The sequence below is a fragment of the Sphingomonas sp. CFBP 13603 genome (assembly GCF_014892665.1).
Lineage (GTDB): Bacteria > Pseudomonadota > Alphaproteobacteria > Sphingomonadales > Sphingomonadaceae > Sphingomonas.
The window spans coordinates 346901-367239 of sequence record NZ_JADBIA010000001.1 but is presented as its reverse complement, the minus strand read 5'-3'; the positions used below and the strand labels follow the sequence as shown (position 1 = coordinate 367239).

21 protein-coding genes are annotated in these 20339 nt (G+C 65.8%); 15 read left to right on the top strand and 6 right to left on the bottom strand.

The features are described 5' to 3' along the window. The first annotated feature begins 52 nt into the window (after positions 1-52). From IFR23_RS01735 to dapE, 9 genes are all read left to right on the top strand, one after another. Positions 53-355: a hypothetical protein gene (locus IFR23_RS01735; RefSeq protein WP_342344842.1), complete on the top strand. Its 303-nt coding sequence runs from the start codon at positions 53-55 to the stop codon at positions 353-355. A gap of 87 nt (positions 356-442) precedes the next feature. Continuing rightward, the gene (gene rpmH / locus IFR23_RS01730; protein WP_031393806.1) at positions 443-577 is read left to right on the top strand and encodes a 50S ribosomal protein L34; all 135 of its coding nucleotides are present in this window, start codon (positions 443-445) and stop codon (positions 575-577) included. A gap of 56 nt (positions 578-633) precedes the next feature. Then, positions 634-990 carry a ribonuclease P protein component gene (gene rnpA / locus IFR23_RS01725; protein ID WP_244655385.1) on the top strand — a complete coding sequence of 119 codons (357 nt, stop codon included), beginning with the start codon at positions 634-636 and terminating at the stop codon, positions 988-990. 198 nt (positions 991-1188) lie between these two features. Beyond that, positions 1189-1434 carry a membrane protein insertion efficiency factor YidD gene (gene yidD / locus IFR23_RS01720; protein ID WP_056062193.1) on the top strand — a complete coding sequence of 82 codons (246 nt, stop codon included), beginning with the start codon at positions 1189-1191 and terminating at the stop codon, positions 1432-1434. Next, a complete protein-coding gene (gene yidC, locus IFR23_RS01715) occupies positions 1431-3137 on the top strand; it encodes a membrane protein insertase YidC (RefSeq protein WP_107961761.1) in 1707 nt (568 codons plus the stop codon). The genes yidD and yidC overlap by 4 nt, the downstream gene beginning before the upstream one ends. Positions 3138-3208: 71 nt before the next feature. After that, a complete protein-coding gene (yihA, locus tag IFR23_RS01710; protein ID WP_192974625.1) occupies positions 3209-3826 on the top strand; it encodes a ribosome biogenesis GTP-binding protein YihA/YsxC in 618 nt (205 codons plus the stop codon). Between the two features lie 136 nt (positions 3827-3962). Next, positions 3963-5393 carry a S41 family peptidase gene (locus IFR23_RS01705; protein ID WP_244655384.1) on the top strand — a complete coding sequence of 477 codons (1431 nt, stop codon included), beginning with the start codon at positions 3963-3965 and terminating at the stop codon, positions 5391-5393. Between the two features lie 72 nt (positions 5394-5465). Further along, on the top strand, positions 5466-6137 hold the full coding sequence (locus IFR23_RS01700; RefSeq protein WP_192974444.1) for a glutathione S-transferase: 672 nt from the start codon (positions 5466-5468) through the stop codon (positions 6135-6137). Continuing rightward, positions 6134-7258, top strand: coding sequence for a succinyl-diaminopimelate desuccinylase (gene dapE / locus IFR23_RS01695; protein WP_192974443.1), 1125 nt, complete (start codon positions 6134-6136; stop codon positions 7256-7258). The genes IFR23_RS01700 and dapE overlap by 4 nt, the downstream gene beginning before the upstream one ends. A gap of 45 nt (positions 7259-7303) precedes the next feature. Here dapE and IFR23_RS01690 read toward each other — a convergent pair whose 3' ends face one another. The 3 genes from IFR23_RS01690 to IFR23_RS01680 form a co-directional block, all read right to left on the bottom strand. Then, positions 7304-7948 carry a Smr/MutS family protein gene (locus tag IFR23_RS01690; protein ID WP_192974442.1) on the bottom strand — a complete coding sequence of 215 codons (645 nt, stop codon included), beginning with the start codon at positions 7946-7948 and terminating at the stop codon, positions 7304-7306. Next, the gene (gene mltA / locus IFR23_RS01685; protein WP_192974623.1) at positions 7923-9095 is read right to left on the bottom strand and encodes a murein transglycosylase A; all 1173 of its coding nucleotides are present in this window, start codon (positions 9093-9095) and stop codon (positions 7923-7925) included. Before mltA ends, IFR23_RS01690 begins: the two co-directional genes overlap by 26 nt. 203 nt (positions 9096-9298) lie before the next feature. Further along, positions 9299-9946 (bottom strand): Tim44/TimA family putative adaptor protein, encoded by a 648-nt coding sequence (locus IFR23_RS01680; protein WP_192974441.1) that lies wholly within the window; start codon positions 9944-9946, stop codon positions 9299-9301. 168 nt (positions 9947-10114) lie between these two features. On the opposite strand from IFR23_RS01680, the gene secB reads away from it, so the two are divergent. From secB to trpS, 3 genes are read left to right on the top strand one after another with little or no spacing between them, the layout of a single operon-like run. Beyond that, complete coding sequence (secB, locus tag IFR23_RS01675; protein ID WP_107961756.1) at positions 10115-10627, top strand: protein-export chaperone SecB; 513 nt, start codon at positions 10115-10117, stop codon at positions 10625-10627. A gap of 25 nt (positions 10628-10652) precedes the next feature. Further along, complete coding sequence (murJ, locus tag IFR23_RS01670; RefSeq protein ID WP_107961755.1) at positions 10653-12218, top strand: murein biosynthesis integral membrane protein MurJ; 1566 nt, start codon at positions 10653-10655, stop codon at positions 12216-12218. Between the two features lie 8 nt (positions 12219-12226). Further along, a complete protein-coding gene (gene trpS / locus IFR23_RS01665; RefSeq protein ID WP_192974440.1) occupies positions 12227-13234 on the top strand; it encodes a tryptophan--tRNA ligase in 1008 nt (335 codons plus the stop codon). Positions 13235-13454: 220 nt separating this feature from the next. On the opposite strand, the gene dnaA is transcribed toward trpS, so the two are convergent. The 3 genes from dnaA to mutM form a co-directional block, all read right to left on the bottom strand. Further along, positions 13455-14942, bottom strand: coding sequence for a chromosomal replication initiator protein DnaA (gene dnaA / locus IFR23_RS01660; RefSeq protein ID WP_192974439.1), 1488 nt, complete (start codon positions 14940-14942; stop codon positions 13455-13457). A gap of 468 nt (positions 14943-15410) precedes the next feature. After that, complete coding sequence (gene rpsT, locus IFR23_RS01655) at positions 15411-15674, bottom strand: 30S ribosomal protein S20 (RefSeq protein ID WP_031394736.1); 264 nt, start codon at positions 15672-15674, stop codon at positions 15411-15413. A 107-nt stretch (positions 15675-15781) separates the two neighbouring features. Then, positions 15782-16597, bottom strand: a complete 816-nt coding sequence (gene mutM / locus IFR23_RS01650; protein WP_192974438.1) for a bifunctional DNA-formamidopyrimidine glycosylase/DNA-(apurinic or apyrimidinic site) lyase — start codon at positions 16595-16597, stop codon at positions 15782-15784. A 56-nt stretch (positions 16598-16653) separates the two neighbouring features. Between mutM and IFR23_RS01645 the strand changes: the two genes are divergently transcribed. The 3 genes from IFR23_RS01645 to IFR23_RS01635 all read left to right on the top strand — a co-directional run bounded on the left by IFR23_RS01645 (position 16654) and on the right by IFR23_RS01635 (position 20336). Continuing rightward, positions 16654-17418, top strand: coding sequence for a class I SAM-dependent methyltransferase (locus IFR23_RS01645; RefSeq protein ID WP_056051226.1), 765 nt, complete (start codon positions 16654-16656; stop codon positions 17416-17418). Between the two features lie 259 nt (positions 17419-17677). Then, the gene (gene ubiB / locus IFR23_RS01640) at positions 17678-19213 is read left to right on the top strand and encodes a 2-polyprenylphenol 6-hydroxylase (RefSeq protein WP_192974437.1); all 1536 of its coding nucleotides are present in this window, start codon (positions 17678-17680) and stop codon (positions 19211-19213) included. A gap of 46 nt (positions 19214-19259) precedes the next feature. Next, positions 19260-20336 (top strand): hypothetical protein, encoded by a 1077-nt coding sequence (locus IFR23_RS01635; protein WP_192974436.1) that lies wholly within the window; start codon positions 19260-19262, stop codon positions 20334-20336. Positions 20337-20339: the final 3 nt, after the last annotated feature.

Below are 20339 nucleotides of genomic sequence, written 5' to 3'. Positions count from 1 at the left end.
TCTCCGATCGCGCCGTCTTGTGAACCTAATACACCGGACCCACATGCCTTCCGTGAAAGCAGTCCGCTCCCCCGTTCTCCGCTTCGGCCAGTTGGTGCTCGGGATAGTGTTGATCCTGAGTGCGCCCTTGCTCGCGCCGCTGCCGGGGCCTGCGGGTATCTTCCTGTTCGCGGGTGGGATGGTCCTCGTCCTACGCAATTCGCGCTGGGCGCGGCTCAAATGGGCGCGGCTGAAGCGGCGTTGGCCACGGACCGGGCATTTCGTCGATCGGATGATGCGGCGGCAGAGCGCGATGCGGCGGCATGAGCGCGCCAAGGCTGCCAAAAACACGACCGTTACGACGGGTGCGAATTGACTTACCGCCGCCCTTTCCGTAAGCGCCCAGCCATCAAGGCCGTCCCCGTGGCGGCCGTTTTCTATTTGATGACCTAGGGAATGACCAATGAAGCGGACCTTTCAGCCGAGCAACCTGGTACGCGCACGCCGTCACGGCTTCCGCGCACGGATGGCGACGGTCGGCGGCCGGGCAGTGATCCACGCACGCCGCGCACGCGGTCGCAAGAAGCTGTCGGCCTAACCATTCTAGACAAACGCCGCGATTTTCTCGCGGCGAATGCGGGGAAGCGCGCACCGATGCCAGGATTCGTCCTGCTCATGCGCCCCCGCGATGACGGTGACGCAACGATGCGAATCGGCTTCACCGTCACCAAGAAGATCGGCAACGCCGTCGTCCGGAACCGCATGAAACGGCGGTTGCGGGCGTTGGCGCGTGAGCTGTTGGCGGAGCGCGGCGTTGTTGGGGCTGATCATGTGCTGATCGGGCGCACCGGCGGAGTCGAGCGGGATTACGCTTTGTTGCGAACCGAACTCGGCAAGGCGTTTCGCAAGGTTACGCCGCAAGCTGCCGAGACGCCGGTAAGTAAGGTTGCCGCTCCCGCGAACACCACCACCCCGGCGAAGGCCGGGGTCCAGGTGGGAAAGCGGTCGTGATGCAGGACCGCCCTTCGTTAGCTACGTTCCCCAACTGGGCCCCGGCCTGCGTCGGGGTGGTACCTAAGTTTGGGTGGCGCGGTGCAGAACGGATGATCGCCCCCCGCCCCTTGTTCTCCCGCGAAGGCGGGAGCCCAGTCTGGGTCCCCGTCTTCGCGGGGAAACAATCTTGCAGCGTGGGCGAACGTCGGTTTTGACATGCTAGCCCGCCTCCTCATCCTCCTAGCACGCGGCTGGCAACTCGGGCCCTCGCTCGTCCTGCCGTCGAGCTGTCGCTACGATCCTTCGTGTTCCGCCTATGCAATCGAGGCCGTTGGGCGCTATGGCGCGCTCAAGGGGGGCTGGTTGGCGGCGAAGCGTATCGCTCGTTGCCATCCGTGGGGCGGGTACGGCCCCGATCCGGTCCCAGATATCGACAAGAAACTGAAAGACGCCGCCCTGTGAAAGACGACAAGCAGAATTTCGTGCTGTTCGCGGTGATCGCGGCGCTGATCCTGTTCGGATGGCCGCTGATCCAGGGCAAGTTCTTCCCGACCGCGAACCCGCCGGTCACGCGGATCGAGGGCGGCAAGACCAAGGCCGTCGCCAACCCCGCTGCCGATCCTGCCGCGGACGGCGCCGCCGCGATCGGCGATCGCAACGCCGTGATTGCCAGCACCCCGCGTATCCGCATCGAGACACCGCGCGTGTCGGGTTCGATCAACCTGAAGGGCGCGCGGATCGACGATCTCGTGCTCAAGGGCTATGACGAGACCGTCGCGAAGAACTCGCCGCCGATCCGCCTGCTATCGCCAGCCGGTGCGCCCGACGCGTATTTCGCAAGCTTCGGCTGGCGCGCGCAGGGCCTGACCCCGCCCGCCGCCGACGCCGTCTGGACGCCCTCGGGCGCGACCACGCTGACGCCGACCACGCCGGTCACGCTCGACGCGACCAACGCCACCGGCCAGCGCTTCCGTATCCAGATCGCGGTCGACCAGGATTACATGTTCACGGTCCGCCAGACCGTCCTCAACGCCGGCACCGCGCCCGTCCCCGTCGCCACCTACGGCCTCGTCAACCGCGTCGGCATCTCGAAGGATCCGTCGTCGATGACGATCCATGTCGGGCCGATGTCGGTCGACAATGGCGGAGCGCACTACCGTCCGAACTACAAGGACATCGACGAGGCCGCGCAGAAGTTCACGACGACCGGCGGCTGGCTCGGCTTCACCGACAAATACTGGCTGACCGCGCTCGTCCCCGACCAGGGCCAGGCATTCGACGGCCAGTTCCGCGCGGGCGCCAACAAGGCGTACCAGGCCGACTACGCGCTCCAGCCCAAGCAGGTCGCACCCGGCCAGGCGATCACGCAGGTCTCGCGCTTCTTCGCGGGCGCCAAGGAAGTACGCCTGCTCGATCGCTACACCGATCAGCAGGGCGTGGCGAAGCTCGACTACGCGATCGACTGGGGCTGGTTCCGGATCGTCGAGAAGCCGATCTTCTATTATCTCGACTGGCTGTTCCGCATGGTCGGCAACTTCGGCGTCGCGATCATCCTGCTGACCGTGACGATCCGCGGCCTGTTGTTCCCGATCGCGCAGCGCCAGTTCAAGTCGATGGCCGCGATGCGTGCCGTCCAGCCGAAGATGAAGGCGATCCAGGAGAAGCATAAGGACGACAAGGTCCGCATGCAGCAGGAAGTGATGGCGCTGTACAAGACCGAGGGCGTCAACCCGCTCGCCGGTTGCGCCCCGACGCTGCTCCAGATCCCGATCATGTACGCGCTGTACAAGGTGCTGATGCTGACGATCGAGATGCGTCACCAGCCGTTCGTCGCGTGGATCAAGGATCTGTCCGCGCCCGATCCGCTGACGCCGCTCAACCTGTTCGGCCTGCTGCCGTTCACGCCGCCGCACATGATCGCGATCGGTATCGTGCCGATCATCCTGGGCATCAGCATGTACTTCCAGTTCAAGCTGAACCCGACGCCGATGGACGACACGCAGAAGCAGGTCTTCAAGCTGCTGCCATGGGTGCTGATGTTCGTGATGGCGCCGTTCGCGGTCGGACTCCAGGTGTACTGGATCACGTCGAACTGCCTGACGATCATCCAGCAGAAGCTGTTGTACGCCCGCCATCCGGGCCTGAAAGTGCCGGTGACCAAGTGAACGACGTTCCTAACCCCGGCTCGGATCTAGGTCCCGACCTAAAGCAGACCGACGCGCCGTTCACGCCCGAGATGCTCGAGCACGCGCGAAAGCTGTTCGCGGGGCATGTCGGCTTCTTGAAGTCGGCGCCCACGCTCGAATTCCTGCCCGACGCGTTGGTGCCGGAGGTGGCGTTCGCCGGTCGCTCGAACGTCGGCAAGTCCTCGCTGTTGAACGCACTCACCGGACGCAACTCGATGGCGCGCACGTCCAACACGCCGGGCCGCACGCAGGAGTTGAATTTCTTCGACGTCGGCGCCCCGCTTGCGTTCCGCCTCGTCGACATGCCGGGCTACGGCTTCGCCAAGGCGCCCAAGGACGTCGTCAAGAAATGGCGCTTCCTGATCAACGATTTCCTGCGCGGGCGTGACGTGCTCAAGCGCGCGCTCGTGCTGATCGACTCGCGCCACGGCATCAAGGACGTCGACCGCGAGATCCTCGAGATGCTCGACAAGGCCGCGGTCAGCTATCGCATGGTCCTGACCAAGGCGGACAAGATCAAGGCGTCCGAGCTGGTCGAGGTCACCGAACGCACCGCTGCGGAAGCGCGCAAGCGGCCGGCTGCACATCCAGACATCCTCGTCACGTCGAGCGAATACGGCATGGGCATTCCCGAACTCCGCGCGGCGGTGGTCGAAGCGGTCAGCTGAACGAACCGGTATCGGGCAGCATCGCGCGCTCGATCCGGCACCCCCGCGAAATCCATCGACATCGGACCGATCCGTTGTTTCCGGCTGACACCGCTGTCCGAATTTCATAGCCTCCCCCGAACGGGGAGAGTGATCGATGCAGATGCGTTTCGGGACGATGCTGGCGGCGGTGGCGCTACTGTCGGGGTGTGGCGGTAGCGATAGCGGGTCGAGCACGACCGGCGGTGGTACGACGGTCACCCCTACCCCGACCGCCAGCACGGGATGCTCGCTTCGCGAGCGCCAGGATTGGGCCGCGGCGCAGTTGCGCGAATGGTATCTGTTCCCGGACACGCTTCCCGCGGCACTGAGTCCGGCGGCCTACACCACGGTCGACGACTATATCGATGCGCTGACGGCGACTGCGCGGGCGCAGCGCAAGGATCGGTATTTCACCTATCTGACGTCGATCAAGGAAGAAAACGCGTATAACAATTCGGGTGCGACCGCGGGCTTCGGTCTGCGATTCGCGCTGGATCAGACCGGCCAGCGGCTGTTTGCCGCAGAGGCGTTCGAAGGTGCGCCCGGCCTCGCCGCCGGGATCGACCGCGGTACGGAAATCATCGCGATCGGCACCTCGTCCAGCAGCTTGCGAACCGTCAGCGCGATTGTCGCCGCAGAGGGTACCGCGGGATTGTCCACGGCGCTTGGCCCCGATACGGCTGGTACGTCGCGGGCCTTTCGCGTCAACGATGCGGCGGGCTCGCGCGTCGTCACGGTCGCCAAGACCGACTTCGCGCTGTTGCCGGTTTCGAGTCGCTATGGCGCCAAGATCATCGACGATGGCGGACGCCGCGTCGGCTATCTGAACCTGCGGACGTTCATTCGGACTGCCAATGCACCGCTGAAGGCCGCGTTTGCCGATTTCCGGGCAAAAGGCGTCACACAGGTCATCGTCGATCTGCGCTACAATGGCGGCGGCCTGATCGAGACCGCCGAGTATCTCGGCGACCTGCTCGGCGGTGCCCGGTCGACGTCCGAGGTGTTCGACTACGTCACGTTCCGCACCGAAAAGGCCGCGAACAACACGACGCGGTTCTTTGCACCCCAGCCCGAATCGATCGCGCCGACGCGGATTGCATTCATAGGTACGGGCGGGACGGCATCCGCGAGCGAACTCGTCATCAACGCGTTCACGCCGTACCTGCACGCCAACGCCGGGCTGATCGGCACCAACACATACGGCAAGCCGGTCGGTCAGATCGCACTCGACAGGGAATCCTGCGACGATCGTCTGCGCGTGATCGCGCTGGCGACGCAGAATGCCGCGCGTCAGGGCGATTACTATGACGGGCTGGCGACCAAGGTCGAGGCGTCGTGCCAGGCGTCGGACGATATCGGCTACCAGCTCGGCGATCCGCTCGAGTCCTCGACGCGACAGGCGCTGAACTTCCTCGCCGGGCGCAGTTGTACGCCGATCACGGGCGACGCCAGCGCGCGCGCGTTGCGTACCTCCGACACGCGACGCGACCTGCTGATGCCCGATCGTCCCGGCACGGCGCAGCGCGAGGTCCCCGGTCTGTTCTGATACGCTCCTCCCTAGCCCCATCAGCGAGCGGGACGATTGCCTCTTGTCGCCCCCTCGCCTAGCACCGCGCGCATGAAACTGATCATCGGCAACAAGGCCTATTCCTCCTGGTCGCTGCGCGGCTGGCTCGCGTGCAAGCAGTCGGGGCTGCCGTTCGAAGAGGTCGTCGTGCCGATGTACGACGCCGATTGGGAAAAGCGCCGCTCGGGTGACGAGTTCGCGCCGTCGTCGGGCAAAGTGCCGATCCTGTGGGACGGCGACGCAGTGGTGTGGGACAGCCTCGCGATCGTCGACTATCTCGCCGACAAGGTCGGCCGCGAGCGCTTCTGGCCCGAGGACAACGCGGCGCGCGCGATGGCACGGTCGATGGCGGCCGAAATGCATTCGAGCTTCGCCGCGCTGCGGCGCAAGCACAGCATGAACGTGCGCCAGGTCTTCCCGGCGCGCACGCCCGACGACGACGTGCTCGTCGAGTTGCAGCGGGTCATGGAAATCTGGGCCCAGGCGCGCGCACGCTTTGGTGGCGGCGGTGATTTCCTGTTCGGCCAGTTCGGCGCGGCGGACATCATGTTCGCACCGCTCGTCACGCGGATCGTCACGTACCAGCTGCCGATCGCGCGTTTTGCGGCGGGCTATATGCAGGCGATGTTCGAACATCCGTTCATGCAGGACTGGATCGCCGCCGCGCAGGAAGAGGAATGGGTCCTCGAACAATTCGAGCAGCCGGTGCCGACGCCTGCATGAGCGCGCCGATCGATCCGGTCGCGCTGACCCAGGCGTTACTCCGCGCGGATAGCGTCACGCCCGCGCGCGGTACGGTGTTCGATATTCTGGAGTCGGCGCTCGACCCGCTCGGCTTTGCGGTCGATCGGTTCGTCGTCGGCGAGGCGCCGGACGGCCCGGTCGAGAATATGCTTGCCACGCGCGGCAATGGACCGCGACATCTGGCGTTTGCCGGCCATGTCGACGTCGTCCCCCCCGGCGAAGGCTGGACCGGCTCGCCCTGGTCCGGCGAGGTCCGCGACGGATTGCTCTACGGACGCGGCGCGGTCGACATGAAGGGCGCGGTCGCCGCGTTCGTTGCGGCCGCAAGCCGCAGCGATGCCGGGACGCTATCGCTCATCATCACAGGCGACGAAGAAGGCCCCGCAACCTACGGCACCGTCGCATTGATGGAGCGGATGGCCGCGCGTGGGATCGTTCCCGACCTGTGCGTGGTCGGCGAACCCACCTCGACCGCGCGGCTCGGCGACATGGTGAAGATCGGACGGCGCGGCTCGGTCAACATCTGGATCGACGTGCCAGGGCGGCAGGGGCACGTCGCCTACCCGCATCTCGCCGACAACCCGATCCCGCGGCTGATCGCGATCCTTGCCGAGATCGAGACCGTGGTACTCGACAAGGGGACCGACTGGTTCCAGCCGTCGAACATCGAAGTCACCGACATCGCTGTCGGCAATCCCGCGCACAACGTCATTCCCGCCAGGGCCACGGCGCGCCTCAGCATCCGGTTCAACGACCAGCACCGCGGGACGGACCTGATCGAGCGCATCCGCGCGATCGCCGAGCGTTATGCGCCGCGCGTGGCGGTGACGGGCAAGGTATCGGGCGAAGCGTTTCTTACCGAGCCGGGCGCGTTCTCGACGCTATTGTCGGCCGCAATCGTCGGCGCGACCGGAGTCGCCCCGGAACTGTCGACGACCGGGGGAACCTCCGATGCGCGCTTCCTGTCGAAACTCTGCCCGGTGGTCGAGTTCGGGCTGATCAATGCGACGATGCACAAGGTCGATGAGGCGGTCGCGGTGGCTGACCTGCTGACGCTGACGGATATCTACGAAGACGTGATCGCGCGCGCACTCGGCTGAGCCTTCTTTCCTCCTCCGCCGAGGAGGAGGAAAAATCAAAACCTGCTAGTCCCGTCCGCGCCTGAGGACGATGTACAGCGCACCCTGCCCGCCGTGCCTCGGATGCGCGCCACGGACCGCCGCGATCGAATCGGCATGCCGCGAGCCAGCCAGCCAGTCCGCCACTGCCGACCGGATCGCGCCCCGCGCGTGCGGGCGTTCGCTTTCCGGCCGCGGCGGCTTGCCCGTCACCAACAGCAACAAACGGTCCCCTCGCGCGATCGCCCGCCCTAGCCCGACATCGAGCAACGCATGCGCGGATGCCAGCGTATGCCCGTGCAGATCGATCGAGCTGTCGGGACTGACCACGCCGCGCGTCAGCCTCTTGTCCCAACCGCCGTCGAGCGTGTTGGCCGTAATCGGCTTGGCGACCGGCCGCGACACCACCGCCGGTTTCGCGCTCGGCCGGCTGGCGAAGGGCGTGACGACCGTGCGGATCAACGGCTTCACCTTGCCCATCGGCGCGGGCGGAGGCGGTATGACCTTACCGTTTGGCCCGATCAGCGGCTTGGGCGGGGCCGGTAGCGGCGGCGCCCGGTCCGGGATACGAACCGCGACCACCCGCATCGGCCGGACGCTCGCCATCACGCGCGCCCAGAGTTGTGCCTCCTCGGGGGTGAGGGGGTCAGGGTTGAGGGATCGGCCCGCCATCTTGCGCCCCATCTATCTGACCGTTGACCCGCTGGCCGTTCAGACGTTGAACCGTGCCGATCGGCAGCAACAGGAACGCGGTGCCACGCCCGGCCATTCCGCCTGCGGTCGACTCTGCCGCAGGGCCGGCGCCCCAGAACGTGTCGAAACGATTGCTGCCCTTGATCGCGCCGCCGGTATCCTGCGCGATCCACAAGCCACTCGCGTCCTGCCGATCGAGCGACAGGAACACGGGCGCGCCGAGCGGCACGAACTTGACGTCCGCCGCCGCGCTGACCTGACCGGTGACCGGCAGGCCGAGTGCCCCCAGCGGCGCGCCCTCGAGTTCGCGGAAGAACACGAAGCTCTTGTTCTCGCGCATGATCGCCTGCCCTTCGGCCGGGTGCGCATGGAGCCACGCGACGATACCCTGCATCGAGGTCTGTCCGGGCTGAAGCAGCCCGCGCGACTTCATCAGCGCGCCGATGCCGGTATAATCACGCCCGTTCTGGGTGGCATAGCCAACGCGCAGGATCTCGCCGTCGGGCAGTCGCAGCCGTCCGGATCCCTGGATCTGGAGGAAGAACAGCTCGATCGGGTCGCGCGCCCAGGCGAGGATCGGCGCCCGTCCCGATATCGCACCCTGCTCGATCGCGGTACGATCGTAATAAGGCACCAGATTGCTGCGATCTACGCGACCGCGAACCTTCTTGCCCTTCAGTGCGGTCGAGAACGCACCGAGATCGACGTCGATCAGGTCGTTCGGGCGACCATAGATTGGCGCATAACCGTCGCGCCGTTCTAGCGAACCGGCAATCTCCGGCTCGTAATAGCCCGTCGCGAACGCCTTGCCGTCGCCGACCTGCGCCGCCTCGAACCATTGCGCGAAGAAATTGCGTGCCCCGCCGCGTGGCACCGAAACCGCGGCGGCACAGGCCGGCTGCCAGTCGGCGCCGCGGGTGAGACCCGACGCGTCGTTACGCCGAACGAGCGACGGGCAACTCGTCACGAAGGCCGCCAGCGCGGACTGCGCCTGAGCGTCGTCGATCGGCAAGCTGGCAACCGCCGGGCCGGCAACGACGCCTGAGGTTGCCGCATTAGTCGGCGTTACGGGAGCGATGACTGGAATCGGCAAGACCGGCACCGCACCGACGATTCGCGCCGGCATCTGAATGCCGCGGATGTTCGGGGATGCGCCGGTATCGCGCGAGGGATGAACGCGTACCGGCTCACGCGCGGGTTCGCGATCGGATCCCCGGTTATCGTCGACCGGCGCCGGCCCCGATCGCGGTGGCGCGACACCGCCGACGCACGCGCTCAGCAAAATCGACAGCGCCAGCGCGCTAGCCCCGGCCCCCTTGGATCGCACGATCACGCCTCGTCGGTGTCGGCGAGCTTCCAGTTCGGATCGCTGCTTTTCAGCGTCCGTGCGAACGTCCAGACGTCATGCGTCTCGACGGCGTCGGTCAATGACCCGGCCAGCACGACGCCGTCGCCATCGCGCGTCACCGCGGCAATGTCTGCATCGAACCTGACGGTGATCCGTGCATCGCGACCCGACACGCTCGCATCGGAAATGACCGCGCGCTCGATCGACACGAGACGGTTGTCCAGAACCTCACCAGCCGCAACCCGCGCCGCGATCGCTTCGGCAAACGCTGCACGAACGTCGTCTTCCGCAAGATAGCCGAGCTGTTCCTCGTCGCCCTTCCAGAACGCCTCCAGGACCATGCGGTAGGCCGCCTGCGCACCTTCGAGGAACTGGTTGACGTCGAACCCGGATTCGGCGGCGACGATCGAACGCAGGCCGGCTTCGGCGCGCGGCTCGATGTTGCGGCTCGCGATCTCGCGCGGCTCGGGCGTGGTGGCGTCGACCGTTCGCGGAACGGCGGCGATCGCGGGGCGGTCCTCGGCTGCACGCGGCAGGGGCTGTTCATGCCCCGTTCGCTTGCCGAGCACGCTGTAGAGTCGCATCGCCAAGAAGCCTGCAACCATCGCGAGAAGAACTACGTAAAACAACCGTGCCTCCGATCTTCGGGCTAACATAGGCCAAAGCTGCGTTTATTCAAACCCGGGGCCGTTGAAACGCCCCGTCGGCACTGCTACTCGCAGCGCCCTGACCGATATGAACGCGCAAGCGTGCCGCTTCGGTCCCATTTCCGCGCTTATCTTCTAAGGACACGACGAATGGATGATCAGGACAACGGCTTCACCACGCCAGACCAGGCTCTCGCGAACGGTGAAGACACGATCCCCGCTGCCGGGCTGATCTCGCAATACGTCAAGGACCTGTCGTTCGAGAACCCCAACGCCCCCGCCGTCTATCAGAACCAGACGCCCCCGGCGATCGACGTTCAGTTTAACATCGGCGCGGCGCAGGTCGGCGACGAAGTGCATGAGGTCGTGCTCAAGATCGACGTCCGCGCCGAGAGCGATGGCCAGGTCGCGTTTATCGTCGACCTTTCGTACGCGGGCCTGTTCGGGCTGCGCAACATCCCGGCCGAGCATGTCCAGCCGTTCCTGCTGGGCGAGGCCCCGCGCCTGCTGTTCCCGTTCGCGCGTCGCGTGCTGTCTGATGCCGTGCGTGACGGTGGCTTCCCGCCGCTGTTGCTCGAGCCGATCGACTTCTCGCAGCTCTATATCCAGCAGTCCGAGCAGGCTGGCATCCAGCCCAACGTCGGCGATTTCGGCCAGGCCTGATCGACCGGGGGCGGAGCGCGCTTAGATGAACCTCACCAAGGCGCTGGGATCGGTCGGAGGGCTGACGCTCGCCAGCCGCGTCCTGGGGCTGGTGCGCGACTCGCTGTTCGCGCGGTTCGTCGGCGCCGGGTTCGCGTCCGACGCGTTCCTGATCGCGTTCCGCCTCCCCAATATGTTCCGCGCGCTCTTCGCGGAGGGCGCGTTCTCCGCCGCGTTCATCCCGATGTTCAATCGGAAGGTTGGCGACAAGGATGGTCGCGGACTGCCCGACGGGATCGCGTTCGCCGAGGACGCGCTGTCGGTGCTTCTGCCGACGCTGATCCTGATGACCGCGATCTTCGAACTCGCGGCGTGGCCTATGACGTGGCTGCTGACCTTCGGATTCAACGGCGCGAGCGCGGAGCGGTTCGACTATGTCGTCCACCTCTCGCGGATCACCCTGCCCTATCTGCTGCTGATCAGTCTGGTGTCACTGCTCGGCGGCATCCTGAATTCGCTGCACAAATTCTGGATCAACGCGGCCGCGCCGATCCTGCTCAACGCGACGCTGATCGCGGCGCTGCTGTTGTTCCACGAACACCAGCCGTTGCTGACCGCGCGCAACCAGGCGATCGCGGTCACGGTATCGGGCGCGTTGCAGCTACTGTGGCTGATCTGGGCGTGTCGCGCATCGGGCGTGAAGCTCCGCCTGAAGCGCCCGCAACTTAATCCCGACGTGAAGAAGCTCATGTCGCTGATTTGGCCCGCCGCGGCCGGCGCTGGTGCGGTGCAGATCAACCTCGTCGTCTCGACCGCGCTCGCTGCCGCACTGCTGCCGGCCGGCTCGGTCTCGTACATCTATTTTGCGGATAGACTGAACCAGCTCCCGCTCGGGCTGATCGGGATCGGGCTCGGCACGGTGTTGCTTCCGACGATCTCACGCCAGCTCGGCCGCGGCGAGGATGCGGAGGCAATGACCACGCAGAACCGCGGCATGGAACTCGCGCTGTTCCTGACTCTCCCCGCAACAGTCGCGCTGATCGTGTGCGGGGTGCCAATCGTCGGTGCACTGTTCCAGCACGGCAAGTTCGCGCTCGAGGACAGCGTGCTGACCGCGCAGGCCTTGGCCGCGTTCTCGATAGGGTTGCCGTCGTACATCCTCGTGAAGGTACTGACGCCGGGCTATTACGCGCGCTCCGACACGCGCACGCCGGTGCGCTATGCGACGATGTCGATGGTCGTGAATCTCGTCCTCAACCTTGCCTTCATCAAGCCGCTCGGTCACATGGGACCGCCGCTCGCCACCGCGATCGCCAGCACGGTGAACGTCGCGATGCTGTACCGGACGCTCGTCCGCCGCGGGCACTTCACGCCCGATGCCCGGCTCCGTCGCCGGACGTGGCGGCTGCTGGTCGCCGCGCTCATCATGGGCGTCGTGATGTATTTCCTGAATAGCCTGTTCCAGCCGTTCGTGACGGGCACCAGCGTCGAGCGCTGGGGGGCGATGCTGGTGCTGGTCGCGACCGGCGGCGTCGTCTATGCGATCGCGACATTGCTCACCGGGGCGTTCCGGTTGGGCGACATATCCACGCTTCTGCGTCGTTCCAGATAGGTTTCAACATGCGCGTCGTCTCCGGCATCAAGCCCACCGGTAATCTCCATCTCGGCAATTACCTGGGGGCGGTGAAGCAGTGGGTGACGCTGCAGGACGACGTCGCCGCACAGGGTGGCGAGTCGATGTTCTTCATCGCCGATCTCCACGCGCCGACCGAATGGATCGCGCCTGCCGAGCTATCGTCGCACACGATTGAGGTCGCCGCGACGATGATCGCGGCGGGGATCGACCCGGCGAAATCGATCCTGTTCAACCAGGCGCGCGTGCCGGCGCATAGTGAGATGGCGTGGTTGCTCAACACCGTCGCCCGCGTCGGTTGGCTCAACCGCATGACGCAGTTCAAGGACAAGGCGGGCAAGAACCGCGAGGGCGCGAGCGTCGGGCTGTACGACTATCCGGTACTGATGGCCGCCGACGTGCTGCTCTACAACGCGACTCACGTGCCGGTCGGCGAGGACCAGAAGCAGCATCTCGAACTCGCGCGCGACATCGCCACCAAATTTAACGGTGATTACAAGGTGGACCTGTTCACGCTCCCCGCCCCGCTGATCAGCAAGGCGGCGCCGCGGATCATGAGCTTGCGCGATGCGTCGGCGAAGATGTCGAAGTCGAACCCGTCCGAGCAGTCGGTGGTCAAGCTGATCGACAGCGACGACACGATCGCCGACAAGTTCCGCAAGGCGAAGACCGATCCGGATAATTTGCCGGCGACGGTCGACGAACTGGGCGACCGGGCCGAGGCGCGCAACCTGCTGACGATCTACGCGGCGTTGGCGGATAGCGACGTGCCAACGGTGCTCGGCGAGTTCGGCGGCAAGGGCTTCGGCGCGTTCAAGCCAGCGCTGGCGGATCTGGCGGTGGCGAAGCTCGGGCCGATCCGTGACGAGATGGTGCGGTTGCTCGATGACCGCAGCGCGGTGACGGCGGTGTTGCAGGCGGGTGCTGAGAAGGCACGCGCGCTGGCGGCACCGGTGCTGAAGCAGACGCAGGATGCGATGGGGTTGCAGGTTTAACCCCTATTCCGTCATCCTGACGAAAGTCAGGATCCAGAGCCAAATAAGCAACCGTCCGTAACTCTGGATCCTGACTTTCGTCAGGATGACGGGGGAGTTTTTGGTGTGCCGGCCGATGCGGCTACATCTTGGCATACCGCATGCAGCGTGTTCCCCCGCGAAGGCGGGGGCCCAGTCTGGGCTCCCGCCTTCGCGGGAGAACAAGGAAGTACGGGCTAGCCTAGCCTTCGAGCTCGCGCATCAGCACGCGCACCGCAGCGTCGATGTCCCGGTCCGAGTCGCGCAGTTCCTCGATCTTCCGCACCGCATGGATCACCGTCGAGTGATCGCGGCCACCGAACTTCCGCCCAATCTCCGGCAGCGACCGCGTCGTCAACCGCTTCGCCAGATACATCGCGATCTGCCTTGGCCGCGCGACAGCCCGGGCGCGCCGCGCGGAAATGAGATCAAGCGGCTTCAGTTCGAAATGCGCCGACACGAGCTTCTGGATCTCGTCGATCGTCACGCGCTTCTGCGCACCACGAAGAACTTCGCCCAATGTCGCAACCGCGAAGTCGAGGTCGATCGTGTCACCGGTCAGCTGCGCATACGCCACCACCCGGTTCAGCGCGCCTTCGAGCTCGCGGATGTTCGCATGGATGCGGCTCGCAAGCAGGTCGAGCACGTCGGTTGGCACGCGCATGTCGGGCAGGTCCACGAGCTTCCGGTCGAGGATCGTCCGGCGCAGCACCAGGTCGGGCGCCTTGATATCCGCAACGAGACCGACCGACATGCGGCTGACGATCCGCGCCTCGACGCCTTCGAGCGCCTGCGGGCAGCGATCGGCGGAGATCACCAGCCGCTTGCCCGCCGCCATAATCTCGTTGACGGTGTGGAAGAATTCCTCCTGGGTCGCGTCCTTGCCGGCGATGAACTGGAGGTCGTCGATCAGCAGCAGGTCGGCCCCGCGCAGCCGCTGCTTGAACGCATGCGTATCGCGCGCGCGCATCGACGCGACGAAGTCGTACATGAACCGCTCGGCGGACATGCACAGCACGATCGCGTGCGGGTTATGCTCGAGGAACGCGTGGCCGATCGCGTGCATGAGATGGGTCTTGCCCTGCCCCGTGCCGCTGTGGAGGAACAACGGGCTGAACCGGACCGGGCCCGGCTCGGCGAGCACCTTGGCGGCGTTGAACGCCACCTTGTTGGACGGATCGACGACGAATCGCGCAAACGTATAGCGCGGATCGAGCGGCGGCCGTTCGGCCGGCACGCCCACCGCCAACGGCGCAGCGACGGGAACCGCCGGCGCCGGCTTCAGCGACGGATCGACGCCGAACTTCATCGAAACCTGCGCAGGCTCCGCAACCGACCTGGTCTCGGCCGGCACGGGATTCGCGACAGGTGCGGGCGTCGCGGGCACGGGCGCGGCCGGTTCGATCGCGAGCACCACCGGCGCGCGGCCCGGCGCTCGGGTCTCGATCTGCACGGTGCGGACGTGCGGCAGGATCTGCTTGAATTCGAGCACGAGCCGGTCGGCGTAATGATTGCGCACCCAGTTCGTCATGAACGCCGACGGCAGCGCGAGGCGGATCGTGTCGCGATCTTCCCCCGGGATCAGCTCGATAGGCTTCAACCACTGCTCGAACAGGCGCACGCCGGCAGACTCGCGCAAGGACGCACGAACGCGGGCCCAGGCCTTTTCGGCCTCGGTCACGTGCGCCATCGATCCTTGCCAGTTCGCCACGCGCACACTTCTCCGACCCCGCGCGACGCTCGCGCTGGTGATTTAGTTCCGACAGAAAATGATCCCCCGCGACGACCCACAACGGTCATCCGGCATCTTCGCCCTATTCATGAAGCGCCGATGCGTGCCCCCGTGATTCACGGTCGTGAGCATCGTCGCTGTCGGGGCAGTTATGAAGCGATCGGCGCGTTGAGCAAGGCCCGGACACGTCACATTTTCGAAATAAACCGGCTTGACTTGACCAAGCCCCGGAAATGCGTCGATATTTTTATAAGTGGCTGTCTTTACGCATTTTTTGTGAATCTGGTCATCGACTGACTTGATCTGTGCATACTCGAATCGCGGGGAATCCTGGGGTTATGCAGACTCCCGATCGGTTCCATTCGCAGACGCAAAAAACCCGCCGGGAATTCCCGACGGGTAATCTACTCGGCAATGACGGTTCGCTTAGGCGAGCCCGGTCACGGCCTTGGTCAGACGCGCGAACTTGCGGCTCGCGGTGTTCTTGTGCAGCACGCCCTTGGCGACGCCACGCTGCAGCTCAGGCTGTGCCGCTGCGAGTGCGGTGGTCGCTGCGCCCTTGTCGCCCGACGCCAATGCGGCCTCGACCTTCTTGATGAAGGTACGGATACGGCCGACGCGGTTGCCGTTCACTTCCGCGCGACGGTCGTTGCGACGGATACGCTTTTTCGCCTGCGGCGTGTTCGCCATGAAGCCCTCTGGATGTTCGAATGAATAAAAAGGGGCGCCGGATTGCTCCTACGCCCTCTCGAAGCCGCGGCCCTACTCACTTTGTGCTGGCCCGTCAACTGATAGGCTCAACCGCGTTGGCACTTCGGACACCAGAACGTCGAGCGCCCGCCCTCCGTCCGCCGCTTCACGGTAGCGCCACATTCGCACGCCTCGCCTTCACGCCCATAGACGCGCCATTGCTTAGAGAAATAGCCGAGTTCGCCGTCCGGCCGGACGTAGTCCCGGAGCGAAGACCCGCCCGCCAGGATCGCTGCCGTCAGCACCGTCCGAATCGCCTCGACGAGTCGCTCGAGTCGAAACAGCGAGATCCGCCCCGCCGCACGTGACGGCGCGATCTTCGCCATGTGCAGCGCCTCGCAGACATAGATGTTGCCGAGACCCGCGACGATTCGCTGGTCGAGCAGCATCGCCTTGATCGACGCCCCCCGCCCTTCGAGCGCCTCGAGCAGATACGCCGCCGTCAGGTCGGGTCCGAGCGGCTCCGGCCCCATGCTGAGGAACGGCGGGTAGTTGGCGATGTCATCGCTCGCCCACAGATCGAGAAAGCCGAATCGCCGCGGATCGTTGAGCGCGACCGTCCGCCCCGCCTCGGTGCCGATCAGCAGATGATCATGCGCGAGCAATTCGCTCGGATCGACTCGCCAGCGCCCCGACATGCCGAGATGGAAGACGAGCGTATCGCCGCGATCGGTATCGATCAGCCCGTATTTGGCGCGGCGGCCCAGATGCGTAACGGTCGCCCCGGTCATCCGCTGGCGCAGGTCGACCGGGATCGCTTTGCGCAAGTCGGCGCGGCGCGGCTCGACCGAGGTCAGGCGCTGGCCCTTCAGCACGGGCTCCAGCCCGCGCACGGTGGTTTCGACTTCTGGTAATTCTGGCACGGTTTGCAGCTAGGTTGCGTTTGCTCGCGCCACAAGGCGCGGCTAGAGCGCAGGATATGAACGACTTGATCGCGCCCGCGCCCGCACTCACGCCCGATACCGTCTCCTTCGGCTACGAAGACATCCCCGCCACCGAGAAGACCGCCCGCGTCGGCGGCGTCTTCTCGAACGTCGCAGGCAAATACGACCTGATGAACGATGCGATGTCGGGCGGCATGCACCGCCTGTGGAAGGACCGCTTCGTCCGCCGCGTAAAGCCGCGCGAAGGCGAGCAGATCCTCGATATGGCCGGCGGCACCGGCGACATCGCGTTCCGCATGGAGCCGTCGGGTGCCTCGATCACGGTCGCCGATATCAACCCGCAGATGCTCGAAGTCGGCATGCAGCGCGCCCAGAAGCGCGGCATCGACGGCCTCGTCTGGACCGAAGCCAATGCGGAAACGCTGACCTTCCCCGACAAGTTCTTCGACGCCTACACTATCGCGTTCGGCATCCGAAACGTGACCGATATCCCGAAGGCTCTCCGCGAGGCGCACCGTGTGTTGCGGCGTGGCGGACGCTTCTACTGTCTCGAATTCTCGACCACCGTTTGGCCCGGGTTTGCAGAGGTATACGACGCCTATTCGCACAAGATGGTCCCAAAGCTTGGTCAGCTTCTGGCGCAGGATGCCGACAGCTACCGCTACCTGATCGAATCGATCCGCCGCTTCCCCGACATGCCCAAGTTCAAGGGCATGATCGCGGACGCGGGCTTCGTGCAGACGAAGGTCGAACCTTTGTTGGGTGGCCTCGTCGCGATCCACAGCGGGTGGAAGATCTAGTGATCACGCGAAGGCGCGAAGGCGCGAAGATTTGTTCGCGCAGAGGCGCAGAGGCGCGGAGAGTAAGTGGGCGCGAGGGCGCCAAGGCGGCTCTTGCGCATCAGCGCTATGACGCCCTGACGTTGGTTATGAAAAGCCGCATCCGCGGCGTAGCGCCACGCCTCTGCGCCTCTGCGCCTCTGCGCGAACCAGTTCTTCCTTCTCTCCGCGCCTTCGCGCCTTCGCGTGAACAAAACCCTTCTCAAGACGCCCTCGCCCAGTGACTGCGTCCACAACCCACGTCTGGCGCCTCCTCAAATGGGGCCGCATCCTCGCTCGCCACGGCGCACTGCGCGGGATCGAGCGCGACCCGAATACGCCTGCCCCTGTCCGCCGCCTCGCACGGATCGCGCGGTTCGGGGCGCGCGTGCCGGCAGTGCCGCGCTATGCGGATGCGTTCCAGGCGATCGGGCCGGCGGCGATCAAGCTCGGGCAGACGCTCGCCACGCGGCCGGATCTCGTCGGCGAGGACGCCGCGCATGATCTTTTAAGGTTGCAGGATCAGCTCTCCCCCGTCCCCTACGAGACGATCGAGGCGGCGATGCTGGCGAGCTTCGGCAAGCCGCTGGAGACGCTGTTCTCGCGAATAGAACCGATCCCGGTCGGCGCCGCGTCGATCGCGCAGGTCCACCGTGCCGTCACCACCGATGGCCGCCAGGTCGCGGTAAAAGTCCTCCGCCCTGGCGTAGGAGACGATTTCGCGCGCGCGATCGACACCTACAGCTGGGCCGCAGCACAACTCGAGGCGCTCAGCCCCGAAGCGATGCGCCTGCGCCCCCGCCTCACGATCGAGACGTTCAAGCGCTGGACCCTGCGAGAACTCAACTTCCGCCGCGAAGCCGCCTCCGCGTCCGAACTCGCGGAGGGCATGACCGCCGAGCCCGATTTCGTCATCCCCGCGATCGACTGGGCGCGCTCGACCAACAAGGTCATGACGATCGAATGGATCGACGGCATCAAGCTATCCGACCGCCCCGCCCTCGTCGGCGCCGGCTACGACCTTCCCGCGCTCGCACAGACATTGGTCCGCGCGTTCCTCCGCCAGGCGATCGCCGACGGGTTCTTCCACGCCGACATGCACCAGGGAAACCTGTTCGCGCTGCCCGGCAATCGCATCGCCGCGATCGACTTCGGCATCATGGGCCGGATCGACCGGCGCGCACGCGTCTGGCTCGCCGAGATTCTCTACGGTCTCATCACCGGCAATTATAAGCGCGTCGCCGAGATCCATTTCGAGGCGGGCTACGTCCCCGCGCACCACGACGTCGCCGAATTCGCCACCGCGCTGCGGGCCGTCGGCGAGCCGATGCGCGGCCTGCCGGTCAAGGACATGTCGATCGGCATGATGCTCGACAGCCTGTTCTCGATAACGCGCGATTTCGACATGGTAACGCAGCCGCATCTCCTGCTGCTGCAGAAGACGATGGTGATGGTCGAGGGCGTCGCGACCAGCCTCAACCCCGACATCAACCTGTGGGAAGCCGCCGAGCCGTTCGTCCGCGACTGGATCCGCGGCGAGCTCGGCCCCGAGGCGATGATCGCCGACCGCCTGATCGCAGATTTCCAGACGCTGACCCGGCTCCCCGAGTTGGTCCGTCGGATCGAGGCGCATTACCCCGCCCCCGGTGGCGCACCGCCGACGATGCCGTTGCGCGAGATCGAAGTGATCCGGATCGGCGGCGGCTGGCGCTACGGCCTCGTCGCCGTACTCGCCGCCGCCGCCGGGATCGTGGGATCCTGGTTCGTTCTGACGTGATTCGCCGGGTCGAGCTTCGACGAGACGAGTGCGGGAAAGTCGGGCGATGCGCCGCGCGCTGACCCCGCGGTGGCTTGCGTTGCCATCCCGGTTCGCGGTGGTGTCGCAGCCCACGGCACGCCTTGTGCTGGCGCTGGTCTCCCTCGTACTGCTCGCCACCCTGATGGCGGTCTCGGCTCCCTTAGGTCAGCCCGACACGAGCCTGTATGCCGGGATCGTCGAAGCCGTACGACACGGCGGCAGCTATTATGCTGTCGCAGGCGATGCGTTGCGCGCGGGGAAATATCCGCTCGAACCGTTCACGGCGTTCCCCTTGCCGACGCTGGCCGTCGTGGCAGGTTCGTTGCCCGGCCTTGCCGTCACGACGATGCTGTATTGCCTTGCAGCGGCCGTCGCGGTGGCCTGGTATGCGCGACTAACGCTCGCGTTGAAGACGCGCGCGGCACGGACGCTCGCCGCGGTCCTGCTGTTCGCCGGGCTAGCGCCCCTGTTGCGAACGGATCTCTCGAATTTACCGGAGACCTGGGCGGGCTTGCTGATAGCCTTGTCGCTCGGTGTGCATCGACCGGGTCGCTGGATCGACGCAGTCGCGTTCGGGCTCGCCGCGACGCTGATCTGCGATGCCGCCGTGCTCTACATCGTGACGATGACCGGGTTTGCGATACGCGAGCGCCGACGCGACGAGACGCTAGGCTGGATCGCAGCGCTGGGGTTGCTCGCGATCGTGCTCGCCTTCCATGCCCATGCGGTCGCTGCGATCGTCACGCCGCTCGACATCGCGGTGGGCACAGACGCTCCGGCCGGTACCGGCAGCGTCGTGTCGGCGTTCGCGTCGGCCACCATGCTCGATTATGCGCCGCTATGGGTGGCCGGCCCGGTCGTCGGTCTGGCGCTGTTCGGATGGACGACATGGCGTGACGCCATCGCGCCGCGTGTCCTCGGCACGATCCTGCTGGCGGTGCTTCTGATCGCGCTGCTCGACCGATCGGGCACGTCGCAGAGCGCGTTGCTGGTCTCCCCCTTGCTGCTGGTCGGCCTGGTGCTGGCGCTCGACGGATTGCGCGACCTGTTCGCCGCGGCGCTCGATACCCGGCGCATTACCGTGAAGCGCATTATCCGTTAGGGT

What these genes read in the sequence shown, in the direction of transcription:
- rpmH (WP_031393806.1), top strand. Translation starts at nt 443, where the DNA reads ATGAAGCGGACCTTTCAGCCGAGCAACCTGGTACGCGCACGCCGTCAC.
- rnpA (WP_244655385.1), top strand. Translation starts at nt 634, where the DNA reads ATGCCAGGATTCGTCCTGCTCATGCGCCCCCGCGATGACGGTGACGCA.
- yidD (WP_056062193.1), top strand. Translation starts at nt 1,189, where the DNA reads ATGCTAGCCCGCCTCCTCATCCTCCTAGCACGCGGCTGGCAACTCGGG.
- yihA (WP_192974625.1), top strand. Translation starts at nt 3,209, where the DNA reads ATGCTCGAGCACGCGCGAAAGCTGTTCGCGGGGCATGTCGGCTTCTTG.
- IFR23_RS01705 (WP_244655384.1), top strand. Translation starts at nt 3,963, where the DNA reads ATGCAGATGCGTTTCGGGACGATGCTGGCGGCGGTGGCGCTACTGTCG.
- IFR23_RS01700 (WP_192974444.1), top strand. Translation starts at nt 5,466, where the DNA reads ATGAAACTGATCATCGGCAACAAGGCCTATTCCTCCTGGTCGCTGCGC.
- dapE (WP_192974443.1), top strand. Translation starts at nt 6,134, where the DNA reads ATGAGCGCGCCGATCGATCCGGTCGCGCTGACCCAGGCGTTACTCCGC.
- IFR23_RS01690 (WP_192974442.1), bottom strand. Translation starts at nt 7,948, where the DNA reads ATGGCGGGCCGATCCCTCAACCCTGACCCCCTCACCCCCGAGGAGGCA.
- mltA (WP_192974623.1), bottom strand. Translation starts at nt 9,095, where the DNA reads ATGCCGGCGCGAATCGTCGGTGCGGTGCCGGTCTTGCCGATTCCAGTC.
- secB (WP_107961756.1), top strand. Translation starts at nt 10,115, where the DNA reads ATGGATGATCAGGACAACGGCTTCACCACGCCAGACCAGGCTCTCGCG.
- murJ (WP_107961755.1), top strand. Translation starts at nt 10,653, where the DNA reads ATGAACCTCACCAAGGCGCTGGGATCGGTCGGAGGGCTGACGCTCGCC.
- trpS (WP_192974440.1), top strand. Translation starts at nt 12,227, where the DNA reads ATGCGCGTCGTCTCCGGCATCAAGCCCACCGGTAATCTCCATCTCGGC.
- dnaA (WP_192974439.1), bottom strand. Translation starts at nt 14,942, where the DNA reads ATGGCGCACGTGACCGAGGCCGAAAAGGCCTGGGCCCGCGTTCGTGCG.
- rpsT (WP_031394736.1), bottom strand. Translation starts at nt 15,674, where the DNA reads ATGGCGAACACGCCGCAGGCGAAAAAGCGTATCCGTCGCAACGACCGT.
- IFR23_RS01645 (WP_056051226.1), top strand. Translation starts at nt 16,654, where the DNA reads ATGAACGACTTGATCGCGCCCGCGCCCGCACTCACGCCCGATACCGTC.
- IFR23_RS01635 (WP_192974436.1), top strand. Translation starts at nt 19,260, where the DNA reads ATGCGCCGCGCGCTGACCCCGCGGTGGCTTGCGTTGCCATCCCGGTTC.